The organism is Streptomyces hokutonensis, from assembly GCF_000376565.1.
GTDB lineage: Bacteria > Actinomycetota > Actinomycetes > Streptomycetales > Streptomycetaceae > Streptomyces > Streptomyces hokutonensis.
Genome location: NZ_BARG01000047.1, coordinates 67,993 through 86,010, shown reverse-complemented (window position 1 = coordinate 86,010; position 18,018 = coordinate 67,993). Strand labels below are relative to the sequence as shown.

Genomic DNA, 18,018 nt, shown 5'->3' with positions numbered 1-18,018 from the left:
GTATGGGTGATCTTTTCCTGGTACGGCACGGAGAGACCGAATGGTCCCGCTCGGGGCGGCACACCGGCTCGACCGATGTCCCGCTGACCGCGAAGGGGCGGGAGGAGGCGCGCGGCCTGGTCCCGCTGATCCGTTCGCACCGGGTCGGCGCCGCGTTCGTCAGCCCCTTGCAGCGGGCGCGGGAGACCGCCGAGCTGATCGGTCTCACGGACGTACGGATCGACGTGGATCTGCGGGAGTGGGACTACGGCGGCTACGAGGGGATCACGACCGTCGAGATCCAGCGCACCCGGCCGGACTGGTTCCTGTTCACCGACGGGGTCGCGCCCGGGCCGCCCGACCATCCCGGGGAGACCCCGGAGCAGGTGGGCCAGCGCGCCGACCGTGTGCTGGCCAAGGTCGACGCGGCGCTCGCCAACACCGAGGGCGTGGTCGTCCTGGTGGCGCACGGCCATTTCCTGCGGGTCCTCACCGCGCGGCGGCTCGGGCTGCCGCCGTCGGACGGGGCGCTGTTCCAGCTGGCGACCGGGACGCTGTGCCGGCTGGGCACGGAGCACGGGCGGCCGGTGATCGCCGCCTGGAATGTCAGACCCCCGTCGTAGCCTTCGAATGAGCCGCGGACACCCGTCGACGCGGCGGGGAGGAGCACGCCGTGACACGACCGCCGACCGCCGCGCAACGGCGTGTCATCGACGCCGCCGATCCCGTCACCGGACGGCTGCGGGGTACGGAGGCGCAGCTCGCCGCGCTGGTGAAGCGGGGCCTCGCGTTCCGGCATCCGCGCCCGCCGCACGACCACTTTCTGACGCCGACGGGGCATCGCGTACGGGAGGCGCAGCCCGAGGTCGCCGAGCCGGTCGCGGAGACCCCCGCGACCGCCGGGGTCTTCGCCGCCCGGATCGGCGGCGAGGACCTGCCGGACACCGGTCCGGCCCGCACCCGTGAGGTGCACAGCGCCTGGCAGGGGCTGCTGGAGCTGCGCCGGATGACCAATCCGGACGGCTCCGTGGACCGGCCGTGCGGCTGGGAGCGTACGCATCTGGTGCAGGCCGCCGCGCTCGCCCTGGAGGCGGCGGGGCACCGGCCCGCCGGACGGGACTTCGACGGCTACAAGGTGCGGGCGACCCCGCAGCCCGAGGCCGTCGCCGTGCGCGACCCGGACGGGGCGGCGCTGCGCGCCTGCGCGGGGACGCTGGAGCGGGCGGGCTGGCAGGTGAGCGAGCACAACGAGGCGCGAACGGGGGCGAGTTATCTGCTGGCCTCACCGCGGAGAAGCTGAGGGGCGTGCCAAGATCGGTGGGGCAGATCGTCCGTCAGTACGAGAAGGGAACGCAGTGAGCGAGCCGTTTTCCGTCCCGGTGACCGTCCGCGGATACGAGACCGACAGCCTGGGGCACCTCAATCAGAGCGTGTATCTGCAGTACGCGGAGCATGCCCGCTGGGAGCTCTTGCAGGCCGCGGGGGTGGGTCAGGCCGAGCTGCTCGCCGAGGGGATCGCGCCGGTCGTGCTGGAGACGACCATCCGCTATTTGCGGGAGCTGCGCGCGGGCGAGGACGTCGAGGTCAGCTGTGTCTTCGAGTGGGGCGAGGGCAAGACCTTCCGGGTCACCCAGACGATCACGAAGACCGACGGCACGGTCTCCGCGGAGGTCGCGTCGGTCGGCGGCCTGCTGGACCTCAAGGAACGCCGGCTGACCGCCCAACCCCGGGAGTACTTCAAGCAGTTGACCACGGACCCTGGCCTGTTCGGGCTCTGAGCCACGACGCGACCGACGTCCCGGGCCCGGCCTCCATGCCCACCCGTGCTCGGGTCACCCCGCCTCGAACGCGCCTCGGTGGTCCCGGACCCACTCCCGGTAACTCCGCGCCGGGCGGCCCAGGACCTCCCGGACGTCGTCGGTGACGGCCTCGTTGCCGCCGGCGCGGACGAACGCCAGGCCGGTCAGCACACCGTCCGCCCGGATCTCGTCCATGCCCCAGGCTGTACGAAGGAATGCGCGGGTCCCGTCCGGGGACAGGTTCCGGACCGGAACCGGGCGGCCGAGGACCTCGGCGAGCACGGCGGCCTGGCCGGGAACGGTGATCGCCTCGGGACCGGTGAGGGTGTACGTCCGCCCCTCGTGCCCGGCGTCGAGCAGCGCCCGTACCGCCACCTCGGCGATGTCCCGCGGGTCGATCACGCCCGAGGCGCCGTCCCCGGTCATGTTGGGCACCGGCTCGCCCGCCCGGAGCGCCGGGAGCCAGGTCAGTGTGTTGGAGGCGAACGACGACGGCCGCAGCACCGTCCAGTCGAGCCCGCTGTCCCGCACGGCCCGCTCGCCGTCCACGTGCCACTGTCCGGAGGGGCCGGAAGCGGAATCGCCGGTGGCGATGGCGGAGAGCTTGACCAGCCGGTCCACACCTGCGGCCCGCGCCGCGGCGACCAGCGCCGCGTCCTGTCCCTCGTCCGGGCCGGGCGGACGGACCAGGAACACGGCCGTCGCACCGGCCGACGCGGCGTCCAGGGACGCCGGTTCGCCGTAGTCCCCGCGCACCACCTCCACCCCGGCGGGCAGCCGCGCCCGCGCCGGGTCACGGGTCAGCGCGCGCACCTTCGCGCCACGCTCGGCCAGTTGTCGCACGACGTCACTTCCGATGGTGCCCGTGGCACCCGTCACCAGGATCATGTGGTCCACGGTGGACCCGCCGGGGCGCTCGGCTCTTGGAAATTCCGGCACGACCGGCCCGCTCGGACGGCGGCCCCGGTCGCTTACGGTGGAGAGGTGCCGATGACCATCGCCGAGCCGCTTCCGACCATGCCCGAGGCGCTGCGCCCGTGGATCGCCGAGGTGCGGACCATGTCCTTCGGCGAGCCGCCCGAGGGGACGTTCGTCCAGCTGCCGGACGCGGTGATCAAGGTGGTCCTGCGGGTGACGGGCGAGGGTCGGCGTGACGTCCTTGCCGTCGGACCACGGGTACGGGCGGCCTACCACGAGGGGAAGGCCCATATCGAGTGCCTGGAGTTGCGCCTCGCACCGGGTACGGCCCGGCCCCTGCTGGGTGTCGCGGCCGCCGGACTGACCGGCCGGGTGGTGCCGCTGGACGACCTGCCGGGCGGCGCGGCCCGCCGGTTCGCACGTGAGGTGCGGTGGCTGGACCCGCGGGAGGCTCTGCCCCGCGTCGCCGAGGTGCTGCCGGAGCTGCTGGCAGACCCGGCGGATGCGGCCCGGACGGCGCTGCTGCGGGCGGCCGTCGAGGCGTTGTCCGTGCGGATGGACCGGGTGCCCGCGCAGGTGATGGACGTGGCCCGGGAACTGGCCGTCAGTGAACGCCAGTTGCGGAACCTGTTCACCGACGGCGTCGGTGTCTCTCCGAAGCACTACGCCCGTATCGACAGGGTCCGCGCCCTCGCCGCCCGGGCGGGCAGCGCCGGCTGGTCCGAACTGGCCGCCGCTGCCGGCTACTTCGACCAGTCGCACATGACGACCGACTTCCGGGCCCTGATGGGTGTCCCGCCCCGCTCGTTCCTGACCGGCCGGCTTCCCGCGGTCAGCCCCTGTCAGGCGGTCCGGGGCGGCTGAATTCGGGTGCGGGCAAGCCCGTCCACCTGCGATGCTCCGGCCCATGCCCGCACGACGCGTCAAGCCCAGTCTGTACATCTCCGTCGACGTCGAGGCCGACGGTCCGATTCCGGGCCCGTACTCCATGCTGAGCCTCGGCGCGGCCGTCGCCGGGACGCAGGACGCCGACGGGTTCACCGCGGCGGACCCGGAGAAGCAGACCTTCTACCGTGAACTGCGGCCGATCGGCACGGAGTTCGTGCCGGAGGCGCTGGCGGTGAGCGGGCTCGATCGTGAGCGGCTCCTGGACGAGGGGGCGGAACCCGCTGTCGCTCTCGCCGAGTTCAGTGCCTGGGTGCGCGAAGTCGCGGTGGGCGCGCAGCCGGTGATGTGCGGCTACCCGGCGTCGTACGACTGGATGTTCCTGTACTGGTATCTGATCCGCTTCACCGGCGCGAGCCCCTTCGGGCACTCCGGCTGCCTCGACATGAAGACGCTGTACGCGACGAAGGCGCGGCTGCCGCTGCGTGCCGTGGCCAAGGGCACGATGCCGCGCGAGCTGCTGTCCCGGCGGCGGCACACGCACCACGCGCTCGACGACGCGATCGAGCAGGCCGAGCTGTTCGCCAACCTCATGGCGTGGCCCGGGAATTCACAGTGACCTCCTGACGTCACCCCACGGCTTTCCCAAGGTGACCGGCGAGTCTCAGCTGCCTTTCACAGTTGCTGTGTACCGCGCCCGCCTTGGAGTCGACGTGCCGTTCTTCCGGAGAAGAGCCACCCGCCGCACCCTGCTCGCCGCCCTCGGCACCGCGGCGATCGCGAGCCAGTGGCCGTCCGCCGACGCCTCGACCTCGGGTGCGGCGGGACTCGACGCCCCGGCGAAGAAGGACCTCGCGATGCGGCTGGTGTCGAGCGCGGAGAACTCCTCCCTGGACTGGGAGGCGCAGTACGAGTACATCGAGGACATCGGCGACGGCCGCGGCCACACCGGCGGGATCATCGGCTTCTGCTCCGGTACGAGCGACATGCTCGCGCTTGTCGAGCTGTACACGAAGCGGGTCCCGCACAACGTCCTCGCCGGTTGTCTGCCCGCGCCGCGCGCCGTGAACGGCACCGCCTCGCACAAGGGGCCGGCCCCGGGCTTCCCCGCCGCCTGGCGCAAAGCCGCGAGGACGTCCGCCGCGTTCCGCGAGGCCCAGCGCGACGAGCGGGACCGCGGCTACTTCGACCCGGCCGTGGCGCGTGCCAAGAAGGACGGAGTGCGCACGCTCGGGCAGTTCATCTACTACGACGCGATGGTCATGCACGGCCCCGGCACGGGCGACCTCTGCTTCGGCGGCATCCGCGCCCGGGCCCGCCGGCACGCGGCCACGCCCGCCGACGGCGGCAACGAGACGACGTACCTCAACGCCTTCCTGGACGCCCGTGTGTGGGCGATGAAGCAGGAGGAGGCGCACAGCGACGTGACCCGGGTCGAGACCGCCCAGCGGGTGTTCCTGAAGCAGGGCAGTCTCGACCTGGACACACCGCTCAAGTGGAAGGTGTACGGGGACGGTTACACGATCGGCTGACCGGCGAGGGGTGCGGCCTCGGCCGTACCCCTGGTCTGCTCGCGGACCCGGCCGAGGTGGTTGAAGACCAGGTTCAGGGCCACCGCCGCCACACAGCCGGTGGAGATGCCCGAGTCGAGGACGATCCGGACGGTCACCGGGAACGCGTGGTAGAAGTCCGGTGCCGTGATCGGGATGATGCCGACGGCCAGCGAGACCGCGACGACCAGGACGTTGTCGCCCTTCTCCAGACCCGCCTTGACGAGGGTCTGGATCCCGCTCGCGGCGACCGAGCCGAACAGGACGACGCCCGCGCCGCCCAGCACCGGGCGCGGTACGACGGCGATGAGCGACGCGGCCGTCGGACACAGGCCCATCAGCACCAGGAAGCCGCCGCCCGTGGCGACGACGTAGCGGCTGCGGATGCGGGTCATGGCGACCAGGCCGATGTTCTGGGCGAAGGCGCTGCACATGAAACCGTTGAAGAGGGGGCTGATCGCCGAGCCGAGGGTGTCGGCGCGCAGGCCCGCGGCGATGGTCGCCTCGTCCGCGGGGCGTTCGACGATCTCGCCCAACGCCAGCATGTCCGCGGTGGATTCGGTCATCGAGACCACCATCACGACGCACATCGAGACGATCGCGGCGAGCTGGAACTGCGGTGCGCCGAAGTGGAAGGGGGTGGGGAAACCGATCACGTCGGCATCCGTGACCGGGCCGAAGTCCGTTGCGCCGAAGGGGATCGCGAGGAGCGTGCCGAGCAACAGGCCCAGCAGGACGGCCACTTGCCTGGCGAAGCCCCGGGTGAAGCGGCGGAGCACGAGGACGATGACGAGGGTCGCCGCCGCGAGTCCCAGGTTGGTCGTCGAACCGTAGTCATGGGCCGAGGGGTTGGGCCCCTGCGCCCAGCCGAAGGCGACCGGCAGCAGGGACACGCCTATGAGGGTGATCACGGTGCCGGTGACGACCGGCGGGAAGAAGCGGACCGCCCTGCTGAAGAAGGGGGCGGCGAGGAAACCGAGCAGGCCGGCGACGATCACCGCGCCGAAGATCACGGGCAGCGCGTCGGACTTGTCCCTGGTGGAGGCGGCGATCGCGGTCATCGGGGCGACCCCGGCGAAGGTGACGCCGTTGACGAAGGGCAGCCGGGCGCCGATCTTCCAGATCCCGAGGGTCTGCAGGAAGGTGGCGAGACCCGCGGTGAAGAGGCAGGCGCCGGTGAGGAAGGTGAGCTCGGTGCCGGAGAGGCCGACGGCCGCCCCGACGATCAGCGGCGGGGCGACGACGCCCGCGTACATGGCGGCCACGTGTTGCAGGCCCGTGGTGGCCATCTTGAGTGCGGGGAGTTTCTCGTCGACGGGGTGAGCGGTCACTGCGGTTCCTCCGGGTCAGCTAACACGTCGGCTCTGACGTGGGTTTTGTGGAGGTGGTGCGCGGTCGTGCGGGACCGGAGGACGGAACCCAACAAAAGGGATGGGTAAGGCCGTTCCGGGGCGCGCGGATGCACGCCCCGGCCACGGCCACCGGATGAGGGCCGTCCCCCTCAACCGGAGATCTCGGACCGGCCGGCCTGCCGACCTGTCAACTGCTCAGGCCTGTGCGGCGATCCGCGCCAGTCGCCGGGCCTCTTCCCGCGTGGAGCGGGCGATGGCGTCCTCGTCGACGTGCAACAGGCGTCCTGCTTCTACGATCTGACGGCCGTTCACGAACGACGCTGTGACCGGGGCCGCCGCGCCGAAGACCAGCGCGGTCACCGGGTCGGCGATCGAGGCGTGGGCCAGGGTGTCGAGGTTCCACAGCACCAGGTCGGCCAGCTTGCCCGGCTCCAGGGAGCCGATCTCGCTCGCGCGGCCCAGGACCTGGGCGCCGCCGTAGGTTCCGAGGCGCAGCGCCTGACGGGCGTTGAGGGCGGCCTCGCGGTGGGCGCCGAGGCGGTTGATGAGGAGCGCGTTGCGCAGCTCGGTGTGGAGTTCGCCGGACTCGTTCGAGGCGGTGCCGTCGACTCCGAGGCCGACCGGGACGCCGGCGGCGAGCATGTCGGGGACGCGGGCGATACCGGCCGCGAGCCGGGCGTTGGACGAGGGGCAGTGGGCGACACCGGTCTTCGTGCGGGCGAAGGCGGCGATGTCGGAGTCGTTCATGTGGACGCAGTGCGCCATCCACACGTCCTCGCCGAGCCAGCCGGTGGACTCGAAGTAGTCGGTCGGGCCCATGCCGAACAGCTCCTTGCAGAACTGCTCCTCCTCGACCGTCTCCGAGCCGTGCGTGTGCAGCCGTACCCCGAGTCGGCGGGCCAACTCGGCGCCCTGCTTGAGGAGTTCGGTCGAGACGGAGAACGGTGAGCAGGGGGCCACGGCGACCTGGGTCATCGCGTCGAAGGAGGCGTCGTGGTGCTCCCGTACGGTCGCCTCGGTCGCGGCGAGGGCGCTCTCCAGGGTCTCCACGGCGAAGTCGGGCGGCAGTCCGCCGTCCTTCTCGCTGCGGTCCATCGAACCGCGGGCCAGCGTGAAGCGGACACCCGTCTCGCGGGCGGCGCCGATGATGGCGCCGGAGAGGTCGCCGGAGCCCTTCGGGAACACGTAGTGGTGATCCATCGCGGTGGTCACCCCGCCGCGCGCCATCATCGCGAGGGAGCCCTGCGCGGCGGCGCGGACCATCGGCTCGTCGATGCGCGCCCAGGTCGGGTACAGCGCGACGAGCCAGTTGAAGAGGTTGTGGTCGGTGGCCAGGCCCCGGGTGATCCACTGGTAGAAGTGGTGGTGGGTGTTGACCAGACCGGGGGTCACCAGGTGACCGCTGGCGTCGATGCGCCGGACCACGTCGGCGAGCCCCTCGGGGGCGCTGCCCGCGCCGAGCGACTCGATGCGGTTGCCGGCGATGACGACATACCCGGTGGCGTACTCGGTGTCGGCGGCGTCCACCGTCGCGATCGCACAGTTCTCGATGACGACACGCTGAACCATCGTTACCATCGTTCGTCTCAACTTCCTTGTTTCCGAGCCGAGTTCACGGTTCGCGTCGTTGGCGTCAGAGATTGGTGAGATCCACCGGGATCCTCGGCTCGCAGCCGTCACGCAGGACGGTCGCCTCGATCAGCCCGTAGGGCCGGTCGGCGGCGAAGTACACCTCGTTGTCGTTCTTCAGCCCGAACGGCGCCAGGTCCACGAGGAAATGGTGCTTGTTGGGGAGTGAGAAGCGGACCTCGTCCACCTCCTCGCGGTTGTCGATGATCCGCGAACCCATCTGGTACAGGGTCTGCTGGAGCGACAGCGAGTACGTCTCGGCGAAGGCCTCGAGCATGTGCTGCTTCGTCCGCTCGTAGGAGGTCTCCCAGTCGGGCATCTCCTGTGCGTCGTCGGACCAGTTGAAGCGCCAGCGCGCGGACACCTCGGTCGCGAGGATGCGGTCGTGGGCCTCGGGGAGGGTCGTGTACTTGTCCTTGACGTAGCCCCAGAACTCGGAGTCCGTCGAGTTGAGCACCGTCAGGTCCTTGAGCCCGGAGACGACTTCCCAGCTCCGGCCGTCGTACGTGATCTGGGTGAGCCGGGTCTCCTGGCCCTTGCGGACGAAGGAGTGGCCCCCCGTCGTACGCTCCCAGGCGTACTCCTCGATGCGGATCCGGGCGGTCCTGATCGGCTCCTGGCTGGTCACGAAGTGCCGGGCGAGGTGGATGCCGAACTGCTCGGCGGACTCGATGCCGTGCTCCTTGGCGAACGCGTACACCGTGTTCTTGGTGGTGTCGGTCGGCAGCACGTTGGCGTTCGAGCCGGAGTAGTGGACCTCGTCCATGTCGCCGCTCAGCGACACGGACACGTTGAGGTCCTTGATGTGGTGGGTGGCGCCGTCCCGCGTGATCTTGACGACTCGGTTCTCGGCCTTGCCGTACTGGTTCTGACCCAGGATGGTCGGCATAGCTAGCTCCCTCGGTATACGGAGTAGCCGAACGGGTTGAGCAGCAGCGGTACGTGATAGTGCTCCCCGGGCCGGACGGCGAAGGTGATCGCCACCTCAGGGAAGAACACTCCGCTCGTACCGCTGTCCCGATTCGCGGGGGCGTCCTGCTGCGCATCGGCTTGCTGGTTCTCTGAACGCTGGAAATACGTCTCGACGGCGAAGTCGAGCCGCACGTGTGTGGTGCCCGCCGGCAGCGCCGGGAGGTCCTTGCACCGCCCGTCCGTGTCGGTCGCGGAACCGCCGAGCGCCTGCCAGTCCGCCGACGCCCCACTGCGGGCGGCGAGTTGGACGGCGACGCCGACGGCGGGGCGGCCGATGCTGGTGTCCAGGATGTGCGTGGACACCGAGGCGGTGGTGCTGCTGCTCATGCCGTTTCTTCCTCTACGAGCTTGGCCAACCGGATGCGGTTGATCTTCCCCAGCTCGGCGCGGACGATCTCGCGTTCCCGCTCCGGCGAGTTGCCGATCCGTTCCTTGACCGCGTCGCGCATCTGCTCGCCGGTGCGACCGGTGGCGCAGATCAGGAAGACATGGCCGAACCTCTCCTGGTACGCCAGGTTGAGTTCGAGCATCTCCGCCCTGAGCTCCTCGGAGGCGCCCGCCATGCCGCGCTGTTCGCGGGCGGAGGTGGGATCGCCGGGCTTGGGGCGGCCGATCGGCGGGTGGCCGGCCATCGCCTCGCCGAGGTCCTCGGCGGTCAGGTCCGCCATCGCCGCGTCGCTCTCGGCGTAGAGGTCCTCGGGTCCGCCGTACGGACGGCCTGCGAGCAGTCGCCCCGCCCACGCCGTGGAGGCGCACACCTCCAGGAGGGCGGCGAGGGCCGCGTGCTCCTCCAGGGCGTTGAACCGGGCGAGGCCCGGCGGCGTGGATGTCGACGTCACGGGAGCCTCCGTGGCCTTGTGCTGATCGGGCTGGCAGTAGCTAACGCCCTCGGCAACACCACGTCAACACTTTGTTGAAAATTCCGGGTAACAACCGGGGAAGGGGTTCAGCTCTCCTTCTCGCGGTTGAGGTAGTTGTAGACGGTGAACCGGCTGACCCCGAGGGCGCTCGCGACGGTCTCCACGCCGTGCCGTACCGAGAAGGCGCCGCGCGCCTCCAGTATCCGTACGACCTCCTGCTTGGCCTTGCGGTCCAGGTCCGCGAGGGGCCTGCCCTTCTTGCGCTCCATGGCGGCCAGGATGTGGTCCAGCGAGTCCGCGAGCTGCGGCAGGCGTACGGCGACCACGTCGGCGCCCTCCCAGGCGAGCACGACGTCATCGGGGCCGGCCTCGTCGGGCGGGACAAGTTCGCCGCCCATCGCGTCGACCAGCGGCTTCACGGCCGTGATGAAGGGCTCGTCACCGAGGCCGGTCACCGGTCGCCCTCGCCGATCACGTTGAGCTGGAGCGAGATCCGGGTGGCACCGGCCTCCAGGGTCCTGCGCAGCAGCGCGTCGACGGCGGTGAGCACCGCGTCGGCGCCCCCCTCGGCCGTGTTGCCGAACGGCCCGACGTCCACGGCGTCCAGCTCCGCCCCCTCGACGACCTCCCTCGCGACCAGCGCATGCGCGGGGGCCTCGTCGAGGTCGAAGGGCTCTGTCGTGAACTCCACTCGCAATCGCACGCGCACAACCTAACGCGCGGTGCCGTTTTCCGCCGAGCCCTCTTGACAAGCTCCGACACCCGGCGGCAATCTTCCATTAAGCAGAAACAATATTCCACGATACGGAAGGGAGTGCGAATCCGGTGCCGACTTTCACATGGGACACAGCCGCAGACCAGCGCTTCAACGTCAACCTGTCGATCCTCTTCACCGAACTCCCGCTCCTGGAGCGCCCCGCGGCAGCGGCCGCGGCCGGCTTCACCGCGGTCGAGCTCTGGTGGCCCTGGGTCGACTCCCCCACCCCCGCGCAGTCCGAACTCGACGCCCTCAAGCGGGCGCTGGAGGACGCAGGCGTCCAGCTCACCGGCCTGAACTTCTACGCCGGACAGCTGCCGGGGCCGGACCGCGGCGCCCTGTCGATCCCGGGCGAGGAGTCGGAGCGGTTCCGCGCGAACATCGACGTGGCCGCCGACTTCGCGGGCTCGGTCGGTGCCACCGCGCTCAACGCGCTCTACGGCAACCGCGTGGCCGGTGTCGACCCGGCCGAGCAGGACGCGCTCGCGCTGGAGAACCTGGTCCTCGCGGCCCGCGCGGCCGACCGGATCGGCGCGGTCCTGCTGATCGAGGCGCTCAACAAGCCCGAGTCGCCGCTGTACCCGCTCGTCAGCGCGCCCGCCGCCGTGGGCATCGTCGACAAGGTCAACGACGCGACCGGCCTCGGCAACGCGCGCTTCCTCATGGACCTCTACCACCTGTCCATGAACGGCGAGGAACTCCCGTCGGTGATCGAGGAGTTCGCGGCGAAGACCGGCCATGTGCAGATCGCGGACAACCCGGGCCGCGGCGCCCCCGGCACCGGCACCCTCCCCCTCGAAGACCTCCTCGACCAGCTGAGGAAGGCCGGTTACGACGGCTGGGTGGGCCTGGAGTACAAGCCCGGCGACCGCCCGAGCGCCGAGGCCTTCGACTGGCTGCCCAACTGACCTTCACCGAAAGGCACTTCCGATGAGCAAGCTCCCGAAGATCTCCTGGATAGGCCTCGGCATCATGGGCTCCCCCATGTCCGAGAACCTACTCAAGGCCGGTTACGACGTCACCGGATTCACCCTGGAACAGGACAAGTTGGACCGCCTGGCCGCCGCCGGCGGCAGCGCGGCCGGCTCCATCGCCGAGGCCGTGCGCGACGCCGACGTGGTGATCACGATGGTGCCCGCGTCCCCCCAGGTCGAGGCCATCGCCTACGGCCCCGACGGCATCCTGGAGAACACGCGCGCCGGCGCCCTGCTGATCGACATGTCGTCGATCACCCCGCAGACCTCGGTCAACCTGGCAAAGGCGGCCGCGGCCAAGGGAGTTCGGGTCCTGGACGCCCCCGTGTCCGGCGGCGAGGCCGGTGCGATCGAGGCCGTGCTGTCCATCATGGTCGGCGGCGACCGGGCCGACTTCGACGAGGCGCAACCGATCTTCGACGCGCTCGGCAGGACCATCGTGCTGTGCGGCCCGCACGGCTCGGGGCAGACCGTGAAGGCCGCCAACCAGCTGATCGTCGCCGTGAACATCCAGGCGTGCGCCGAGGCCGTGGTCTTCCTGGAGAAGTCGGGCGTGGACCTGGCCGCCGCCCTGGACGTCCTCAACGGCGGGCTCGCGGGCTCCACCGTGCTGACGCGGAAGAAGGACAACTTCCTCAACCGCGACTTCAAGCCGGGCTTCCGGATCGACCTGCACCACAAGGACATGGGCATCGTCACGGACGCGGCCCGCAACGTCGGCGCGGCCCTCCCGGTCGGCGCGGTGGTGGCCCAACTCGTCGCGTCGCTGCGCGCGCAGGGCGACGGCGGCCTCGACCACTCGGCGCTGCTGCGCGCCGTCGAGCGCCTCTCCGGCGCGCAGCTCTGAGACTTCCGGGCGGTGCCGCCGCCGACATCTGTCCTGTCGCGCCCAGGCGGTGGCGCCGCCCGGAATCACGCCCACGAGTTGGGCTGCAGACGGCCCGTGTGTGCCGGACGACCCGGATGAGGGGTGGTCGCCGGCACGGCGCGGGCGGGGCCAGGACCGCGGCGGAGTGCGAGCCAGTGCGGTGGTGAAGGTCCCGGGACCTCCTTCTCGACCTGAGAGAAGCAGCTCCCGGTTCCGTCGCGACCGCCGCGGTCCCAGCCGAAACACCGGCCCGAAACACCGGCCCGGAATACCCCTCCCCATGACCCCGTCCGGCGGCGCGAATGTCCTGTCGCGCCCAGCCTCGCGCCGTCGGACGGCCACCACGAAGAGCGCCGGAGACGGCGCTCTTCGGTGTTTCCGGGTGCGGTTCCGCCGTACTCGCAGGAGCCTTGACGCATGACACATCCACCGACGGAGTTTCCGCACATCGTGGTCCACCCCCCGGCCCTGGACGGCTCCCGTCGGGTCACCACCGGCGACGAGACCCTCGGCATCGCCTCCCACCTGGACGACGTCGTCGAGATCCTGCGGCTGGCCGACCTGGACCGGATCGAGGTCGAGGAGAGCGATCTCATCGAGTGGCAGGGCGGTGGGCCGGAGGACTGGCCGGGGCTGTCGGAGCACCACGATCGGTAAGCCCGCGATCCACAACCCAGCCCCACAAAAGAAGCCCCACAAAAGAGAGGGGGCCGTCCTCAAGGACGGCCCCCTCTGTTCCTCCCGCGGTCTCAGACCTTCAGCGCCCTGATCGACGTCGGCGCGTGGCCCGGCTCGGTCGCGATCTCCTCGAACTCGACCACCTCGCCGATGTCGTTCGTCCGGCTCATCGAGATGTTGGTGACGCGCTCCAGGATCGCCTCGACGACGACCGGCACGCGGAACTCCGCGGCGAGCTTCTTCGCCTGTTCGAAGGCGGTGCCGAGGTCGGCGGGGTCGGTGACCCGGATGGCCTTGCAGCCCAGGCCCTCGACGACCTTGACGTGGTCGACGCCGTAGACGCCCAGCTCCGGGGAGTTGATGTTCTCAAACTCCAGGTTGACCTGGAAGTTGATGTCCAGGCCGAGCTGCGCCTGGCGGATGAGGCCCAAGTAGGCGTTGTTCACCAGGACATGGACGTACGGGATGCGGTGCTGGGCGCCGACCGCCAGTTCCTCGATCATGAACTGGAAGTCGTAGTCGCCGGAGAGGGCGACGACGGACGCCTCGGGGTCGGCCTTGGCAACGCCGAGCGCGGCCGGGATCGTCCAGCCGAGGGGGCCCGCCTGGCCGCAGTTGATCCAGTGGCGGGGGCGGTAGACGTGCAGCATCTGGGCGCCGGCGATCTGGGAGAGGCCGATGGTGGAGACGTACCGGGTCTCCGGGCCGAAGGCCTTGTTCATCTCCTCGTAGACGCGCTGCGGTTTGATCGGGATGTCGTCGAAGTGCGTACGGCGCTGGAGAGTTGACCTCTTCTCCTGTGCCGAGGCCGCCCATGCGGAGCGGTCGGGCAGGCTGCCTTCCGCCTTCAACTCCCTTGCCACTTCCACGAAAAGCTCCAGCGCCGCCTTCGCGTCGGAGGCGATGCCGTAGTCGGGGGCGAAGATCCGGCCGATCTGGGTGGGCTCGATGTCGACGTGGACGAAGGTGCGGCCGGCGGTGTAGACGTCGAGCTTGCCGGTGTGGCGGTTGGCCCAGCGGTTACCGATGCCGAGGACGAAGTCGGACTCCAGGAAGGTCGCGTTGCCGTAGCGGTGCGAGGTCTGGAGGCCGACCATGCCGGCGTTCAGCTCGTGGTCGTCGGGCAGGGCGCCCCAGCCCATCAGGGTGGGGACGACCGGGGTGCCGGTCAACTCGGCGAACTCGACGAGGAGTTCGGCCGCGTCGGCGTTGATGACACCGCCGCCGGCAACGATCAGCGGGCGTTCGGAGGCGTTGAGGAGTGCGAGCGCCTTCTCGATCTGGGGGCGGGTCGCGGCCGGTTTGTAGACCGGCAGCGGCTCGTACGTCTCCGGGTCGAACTCGATCTCGGTGAGCTGGACGTCGATCGGCAGGTCGACGAGGACCGGGCCGGGGCGGCCCGAGCGCATCAGGTGGAAGGCCTGCTGGAAGACGCCGGGGACCTGGGCCGCCTCCAGGACGGTGACCGCCATCTTCGTGACCGGTCCCGCGATGGAGGCGATGTCGACGGCCTGGAAGTCCTCCTTGTGGATCACGGAGGTCGGGGCCTGGCCGGTGATGCAGAGAATCGGGACGGAGTCGCCGGTCGCGGAGTAGAGGCCGGTGATCATGTCGGTGCCGGCCGGGCCCGAGGTGCCGATGCAGACGCCGATGTTGCCGGGGCGGGTACGGGTGTAGCCCTCGGCCATGTGCGAGGCGCCCTCGACATGGCGGGCGAGGGTGTGGTGGATACCGCCGGCGGCCTTGAGGGCGGCGTAGAAGGGGTTGATCGCCGCGCCGGGGACGCCGAACGCGTCGCTGACGCCCTCGCGCTTGAGGATCTCGACTGCCGCGCGGGCAGCGGTCATACGAGCCATGGAGTACTCCTGCTTCGGCTGTCGGATTCGCGTCACCGTCGCGCCCCGCGGTGAGTAATCCCGCATTGAATTCTGCGTTGACTTCCGCATTGCGGAAACTAGATTCTACTATCTGGAAGAAATGTAAGTGGAGGGACGAAGGCCGTCAAGACACGGACAAGCAGGGGTTTTCAGGAGGACCATGGGGCTCATGTCCGAGAGCGTGCCGGTGCGCTGTCCGGCCTGCCGACGTGAGCACGTCTATGCCGCGCCGTCCTACCCCTGTGTCTGCGGTGCCCCCGTGGCCCCGCCGCTCGATCCGCGCGGCGCGGCGACGGTCGTGAGCCACCGGGTCTGGGACGAGGACTGGATCGCGGTGCGCTGCGAGGCCTGCGGCCGGCTGGACGAGTGGCCGTACCCGGAGCTGGGCTGCCCGTGCGGGACGCTGCTGCGGATTCCCGTCGCCGGGGAGGAGCCGCCGGCGCAGCCGGCCGCGAGCGTCCCCAGGGTCGACTCCGGCGCACGGGACCGGCCCGCCTTCCAGCCCGTCACGATCCGCACGGCGCGCGACGCGGTAACGGCCGCAGCTCTCTACTTGCGCTGGCTCGGCTACCGGGACATCCGCCGCGCCGACCAGCGCCCCCCGTCCGGCATCGGCCTGGCCGCCCGCGGCATCCTGGCCCAGGTGGACCCCACCGTGCGCCCGGCGTCACTCCGGGACGTGGAGTGCCTGTGGCTCACGGCCATGACGGAGTCCACCGGCTGCGTCTACTTCTCCCTGGCCGGCTACGCCGACGACGCCCGCACCCGCGCCGACTCCCTCGGCGTCCCCCTCTTCGTCCTCGACCTCACAGGCACGCCTCAACCGGTGAACGAACTCGCGGACCAACTCGACGCGGCGGGGGGCTAGTTCGGGGGCCGCGACAACCACGGCCGACTCCCGGCGATTCGCTGCGACCAACGGCCGCACCGGCGGACCGACTCCGGAACGGTCCGGGGTCGGCACCCCGGGCCACGCGGCCGAAGCAGCGCCACGAGCACCCTCCGCGGACCGTCGGCTCCCCCACGGAACGCCCGCAAGCACCCCGACCGCCGAACGACCCGACCCACCAACTCACCGCAACCAACGCCCGCTCCGGCGGCCACACCGCGGGACGATCCAAAGCCGGCGCCCACAGCCACGCCACCAGGGCGGCACCACGAGAACCCGCCACGCGCCGCCAACTCCGTCGCGGAACGTTCGGGCACCCCGACCGGTGAGCGATCGGCCCGACCAACTCGACACGGCGGGCGGTCAGTTCGAGGACGCCGCCCGGGGCCGGCGCTCCCGCGCACAACCCCGGGCGGCCGCCCCGCCGCGCCCACCCCGTCAGCGTTCCCGCACCGCCCACTCCCGCAGCTCGATCTTGCGCACCTTCCCCGACACAGTCATCGGGAAGGCGTCCATGACCTGGAGCAGGGTGGGGATCTTGTAGTGGGCCAGTCTGTCCTGGCAGAAGGCGCGGAGTTCCTCCAGGGTCAGGGGGTCGGCCTGGTCGCGGGGGATGACGCAGGCGAGAACCTCCTCGCCGTAGCGCTCGTGGGGTACTCCGACCACCTGGACGTCGGCGATCTTCGGGTGGGTGTAGAGGAACTCCTCGATCTCGCGCGGGTAGATGTTCTCGCCGCCCCGGATGATCATGTCCTTGATGCGGCCGACGATCTCGACGTAGCCGTCCTCGCGCATCAGCGCGAGGTCACCCGTGTGCATCCAGCGGCCGGCGTCGATCGACTCGGCGGTCTTTCCGGGCTCGTTCCAGTAGCCGAGCATCACGCTGTAGCCGCGGGTGCACAACTCCCCTGCCGTGCCCCGGGGTTGGGTGACGCCGGTCGCCGGGTCGACGACTTTGACCTCCAGGTGGGGCAGCACCCGGCCGACCGTGCCGGTGCGGTGTTCCAGGTCGTCGTCCCGGCGCGTCTGGAGCGAGACCGGGGACGTCTCCGTCATGCCGTAGCAGATGGACACCTCCGCCATGTGCATCTCGGCGACCACCCGTTTCATCACCTCGACCGGGCAGGGCGAGCCCGCCATGATGCCCGTGCGGAGGGACGAGAGGTCGTACGACGCAAAACCCGGGAGGTTCAACTCCGCGATGAACATGGTCGGTACGCCGTAGAGGGACGTGCACCGCTCCTGCTGTACGGCCTCCAGGGTCGCCGCCGGGTCGAACGACGGGGCCGGGATGACGATGCACGCGCCGTGCGAGGTCGCCGCCAGGTTGCCCATGACCATGCCGAAGCAGTGGTAGAAGGGCACCGGGATGCAGACCCTGTCCTGCTCGGTGTACGCGATCAACTCGCCCACGAAATAGCCGTTGTTGAGGATGTTGTAGTGGGAGAGCGTGGCGCCCTTGGGGAAGCCGGTCGTGCCCGAGGTGTACTGGATGTTGATGGGGTCGTCGCAGGAGAGTTCCGGGTACGGCTCGTCTCCCGTGCCGCGGCCGAGCAGCGCGTCCCAGCTCGGGTCGCCGATGTACACGACCTCGCGCAACTCCGTGCACTTTCCCCGCACTTGGTCGACCATCGCCCGGTAGTCGCTGCTCTTGTGGGCGACCGAGGAGAACAGGACCGAGATGCCCGCCTGGTTGAGGACGAACTCCACCTCGTGGGTGCGGTACGCCGGGTTGATGTTCACCATGACCGCGCCGATGCGGGCGGTGGCGTACTGGACGAGCACCCACTCGGGGCAGTTGATCGCCCAGATCCCGACCCGGTCGCCCTTCGCCACCCCGCTCGCGAGCAGCGCGTGCGCCAACTGATCGACATCGGCGGCGAATTGGCCGTACGTCCAGCGTCGCCCGGACGGTACGTCGACGAGCGCCTCGCGGTCGGGCCAGGCGGCGACCGCCCGGTCGAGGTTCGCCCCGATGGTGTCGCCGAGGAGCGAAGTCCCACCGGTTCCATGGCTGTACGAGTTCATCGG

General features: G+C 70.5%; 20 protein-coding genes. 10 read left to right on the top strand and 10 right to left on the bottom strand.

From position 1 onward, the window contains the following. The first annotated feature begins 2 nt into the window (after window positions 1-2). From SSP08S_RS29180 to SSP08S_RS29170, 3 genes are read left to right on the top strand one after another with little or no spacing between them, the layout of a single operon-like run. A complete protein-coding gene (locus SSP08S_RS29180) occupies window positions 3-602 on the top strand; it encodes a histidine phosphatase family protein (RefSeq protein WP_019071188.1) in 600 nt (199 codons plus the stop codon). Window positions 603-652: 50 nt separating this feature from the next. Next, window positions 653-1,279 carry a hypothetical protein gene (locus SSP08S_RS29175; RefSeq protein ID WP_019071187.1) on the top strand — a complete coding sequence of 209 codons (627 nt, stop codon included), beginning with the start codon at window positions 653-655 and terminating at the stop codon, window positions 1,277-1,279. 55 nt (window positions 1,280-1,334) lie between these two features. Then, window positions 1,335-1,757 (top strand): acyl-CoA thioesterase, encoded by a 423-nt coding sequence (locus tag SSP08S_RS29170; RefSeq protein ID WP_019071186.1) that lies wholly within the window; start codon window positions 1,335-1,337, stop codon window positions 1,755-1,757. Between the two features lie 54 nt (window positions 1,758-1,811). Here the strand turns inward: SSP08S_RS29170 and SSP08S_RS29165 are convergent, their stop codons facing one another. Next, on the bottom strand, window positions 1,812-2,675 hold the full coding sequence (locus SSP08S_RS29165) for an SDR family oxidoreductase (RefSeq protein ID WP_019071185.1): 864 nt from the start codon (window positions 2,673-2,675) through the stop codon (window positions 1,812-1,814). 93 nt (window positions 2,676-2,768) lie between these two features. Between SSP08S_RS29165 and SSP08S_RS29160 the strand changes: the two genes are divergently transcribed. From SSP08S_RS29160 to SSP08S_RS29150, 3 genes are all read left to right on the top strand, one after another. Next, window positions 2,769-3,560 carry an AraC family transcriptional regulator gene (locus SSP08S_RS29160; RefSeq protein ID WP_019071184.1) on the top strand — a complete coding sequence of 264 codons (792 nt, stop codon included), beginning with the start codon at window positions 2,769-2,771 and terminating at the stop codon, window positions 3,558-3,560. 43 nt (window positions 3,561-3,603) lie between these two features. Beyond that, complete coding sequence (locus tag SSP08S_RS29155; protein WP_043259778.1) at window positions 3,604-4,200, top strand: 3'-5' exonuclease; 597 nt, start codon at window positions 3,604-3,606, stop codon at window positions 4,198-4,200. A gap of 94 nt (window positions 4,201-4,294) precedes the next feature. Continuing rightward, entirely contained in the window at window positions 4,295-5,113 is an 819-nt protein-coding gene (locus SSP08S_RS29150; RefSeq protein ID WP_019071182.1) for a chitosanase, read from the top strand. Here SSP08S_RS29150 and SSP08S_RS29145 read toward each other — a convergent pair. From SSP08S_RS29145 to SSP08S_RS29115, 7 genes are all read right to left on the bottom strand, one after another. After that, window positions 5,098-6,462, bottom strand: a complete 1,365-nt coding sequence (locus SSP08S_RS29145) for a nucleobase:cation symporter-2 family protein (RefSeq protein ID WP_019071181.1) — start codon at window positions 6,460-6,462, stop codon at window positions 5,098-5,100. The genes SSP08S_RS29150 and SSP08S_RS29145 overlap by 16 nt on opposite strands. 216 nt (window positions 6,463-6,678) lie before the next feature. Next, window positions 6,679-8,052 carry an 8-oxoguanine deaminase gene (locus SSP08S_RS29140; protein WP_019071180.1) on the bottom strand — a complete coding sequence of 458 codons (1,374 nt, stop codon included), beginning with the start codon at window positions 8,050-8,052 and terminating at the stop codon, window positions 6,679-6,681. A gap of 64 nt (window positions 8,053-8,116) precedes the next feature. Beyond that, window positions 8,117-9,001, bottom strand: coding sequence for a factor-independent urate hydroxylase (gene pucL, locus SSP08S_RS29135; protein WP_019071179.1), 885 nt, complete (start codon window positions 8,999-9,001; stop codon window positions 8,117-8,119). A 2-nt stretch (window positions 9,002-9,003) separates the two neighbouring features. After that, on the bottom strand, window positions 9,004-9,411 hold the full coding sequence (uraH, locus tag SSP08S_RS29130) for a hydroxyisourate hydrolase (RefSeq protein WP_019071178.1): 408 nt from the start codon (window positions 9,409-9,411) through the stop codon (window positions 9,004-9,006). Further along, complete coding sequence (uraD, locus tag SSP08S_RS29125; RefSeq protein WP_019071177.1) at window positions 9,408-9,923, bottom strand: 2-oxo-4-hydroxy-4-carboxy-5-ureidoimidazoline decarboxylase; 516 nt, start codon at window positions 9,921-9,923, stop codon at window positions 9,408-9,410. The genes uraH and uraD overlap by 4 nt, the downstream gene beginning before the upstream one ends. 107 nt (window positions 9,924-10,030) lie before the next feature. Further along, entirely contained in the window at window positions 10,031-10,399 is a 369-nt protein-coding gene (locus tag SSP08S_RS29120; protein ID WP_019071176.1) for a helix-turn-helix domain-containing protein, read from the bottom strand. Continuing rightward, window positions 10,396-10,647, bottom strand: coding sequence for a YkoF family thiamine-binding protein (locus SSP08S_RS29115; protein ID WP_043259777.1), 252 nt, complete (start codon window positions 10,645-10,647; stop codon window positions 10,396-10,398). Before SSP08S_RS29115 ends, SSP08S_RS29120 begins: the two co-directional genes overlap by 4 nt. A gap of 122 nt (window positions 10,648-10,769) precedes the next feature. Between SSP08S_RS29115 and SSP08S_RS29110 the strand changes: the two genes are divergently transcribed. From SSP08S_RS29110 to SSP08S_RS29100, 3 genes are all read left to right on the top strand, one after another. Beyond that, the gene (locus SSP08S_RS29110; RefSeq protein WP_019071174.1) at window positions 10,770-11,609 is read left to right on the top strand and encodes a TIM barrel protein; all 840 of its coding nucleotides are present in this window, start codon (window positions 10,770-10,772) and stop codon (window positions 11,607-11,609) included. A 22-nt stretch (window positions 11,610-11,631) separates the two neighbouring features. After that, window positions 11,632-12,522 (top strand): 2-hydroxy-3-oxopropionate reductase, encoded by an 891-nt coding sequence (locus SSP08S_RS29105; protein ID WP_019071173.1) that lies wholly within the window; start codon window positions 11,632-11,634, stop codon window positions 12,520-12,522. A 438-nt stretch (window positions 12,523-12,960) separates the two neighbouring features. Further along, a complete protein-coding gene (locus SSP08S_RS29100; protein WP_019071172.1) occupies window positions 12,961-13,200 on the top strand; it encodes a hypothetical protein in 240 nt (79 codons plus the stop codon). A 92-nt stretch (window positions 13,201-13,292) separates the two neighbouring features. On the opposite strand, the gene gcl is transcribed toward SSP08S_RS29100, so the two are convergent. After that, entirely contained in the window at window positions 13,293-15,077 is a 1,785-nt protein-coding gene (gcl, locus tag SSP08S_RS29095) for a glyoxylate carboligase (RefSeq protein ID WP_026178924.1), read from the bottom strand. 181 nt (window positions 15,078-15,258) lie between these two features. Here gcl and SSP08S_RS29090 point away from each other — a divergent pair, with 181 nt between their 5' ends. Beyond that, on the top strand, window positions 15,259-15,966 hold the full coding sequence (locus tag SSP08S_RS29090; RefSeq protein ID WP_019071170.1) for a hypothetical protein: 708 nt from the start codon (window positions 15,259-15,261) through the stop codon (window positions 15,964-15,966). Window positions 15,967-16,425: 459 nt separating this feature from the next. Here SSP08S_RS29090 and SSP08S_RS29085 read toward each other — a convergent pair whose 3' ends face one another. Continuing rightward, window positions 16,426-18,015 (bottom strand): AMP-binding protein, encoded by a 1,590-nt coding sequence (locus SSP08S_RS29085; protein WP_026178923.1) that lies wholly within the window; start codon window positions 18,013-18,015, stop codon window positions 16,426-16,428. Window positions 18,016-18,018: the final 3 nt, after the last annotated feature.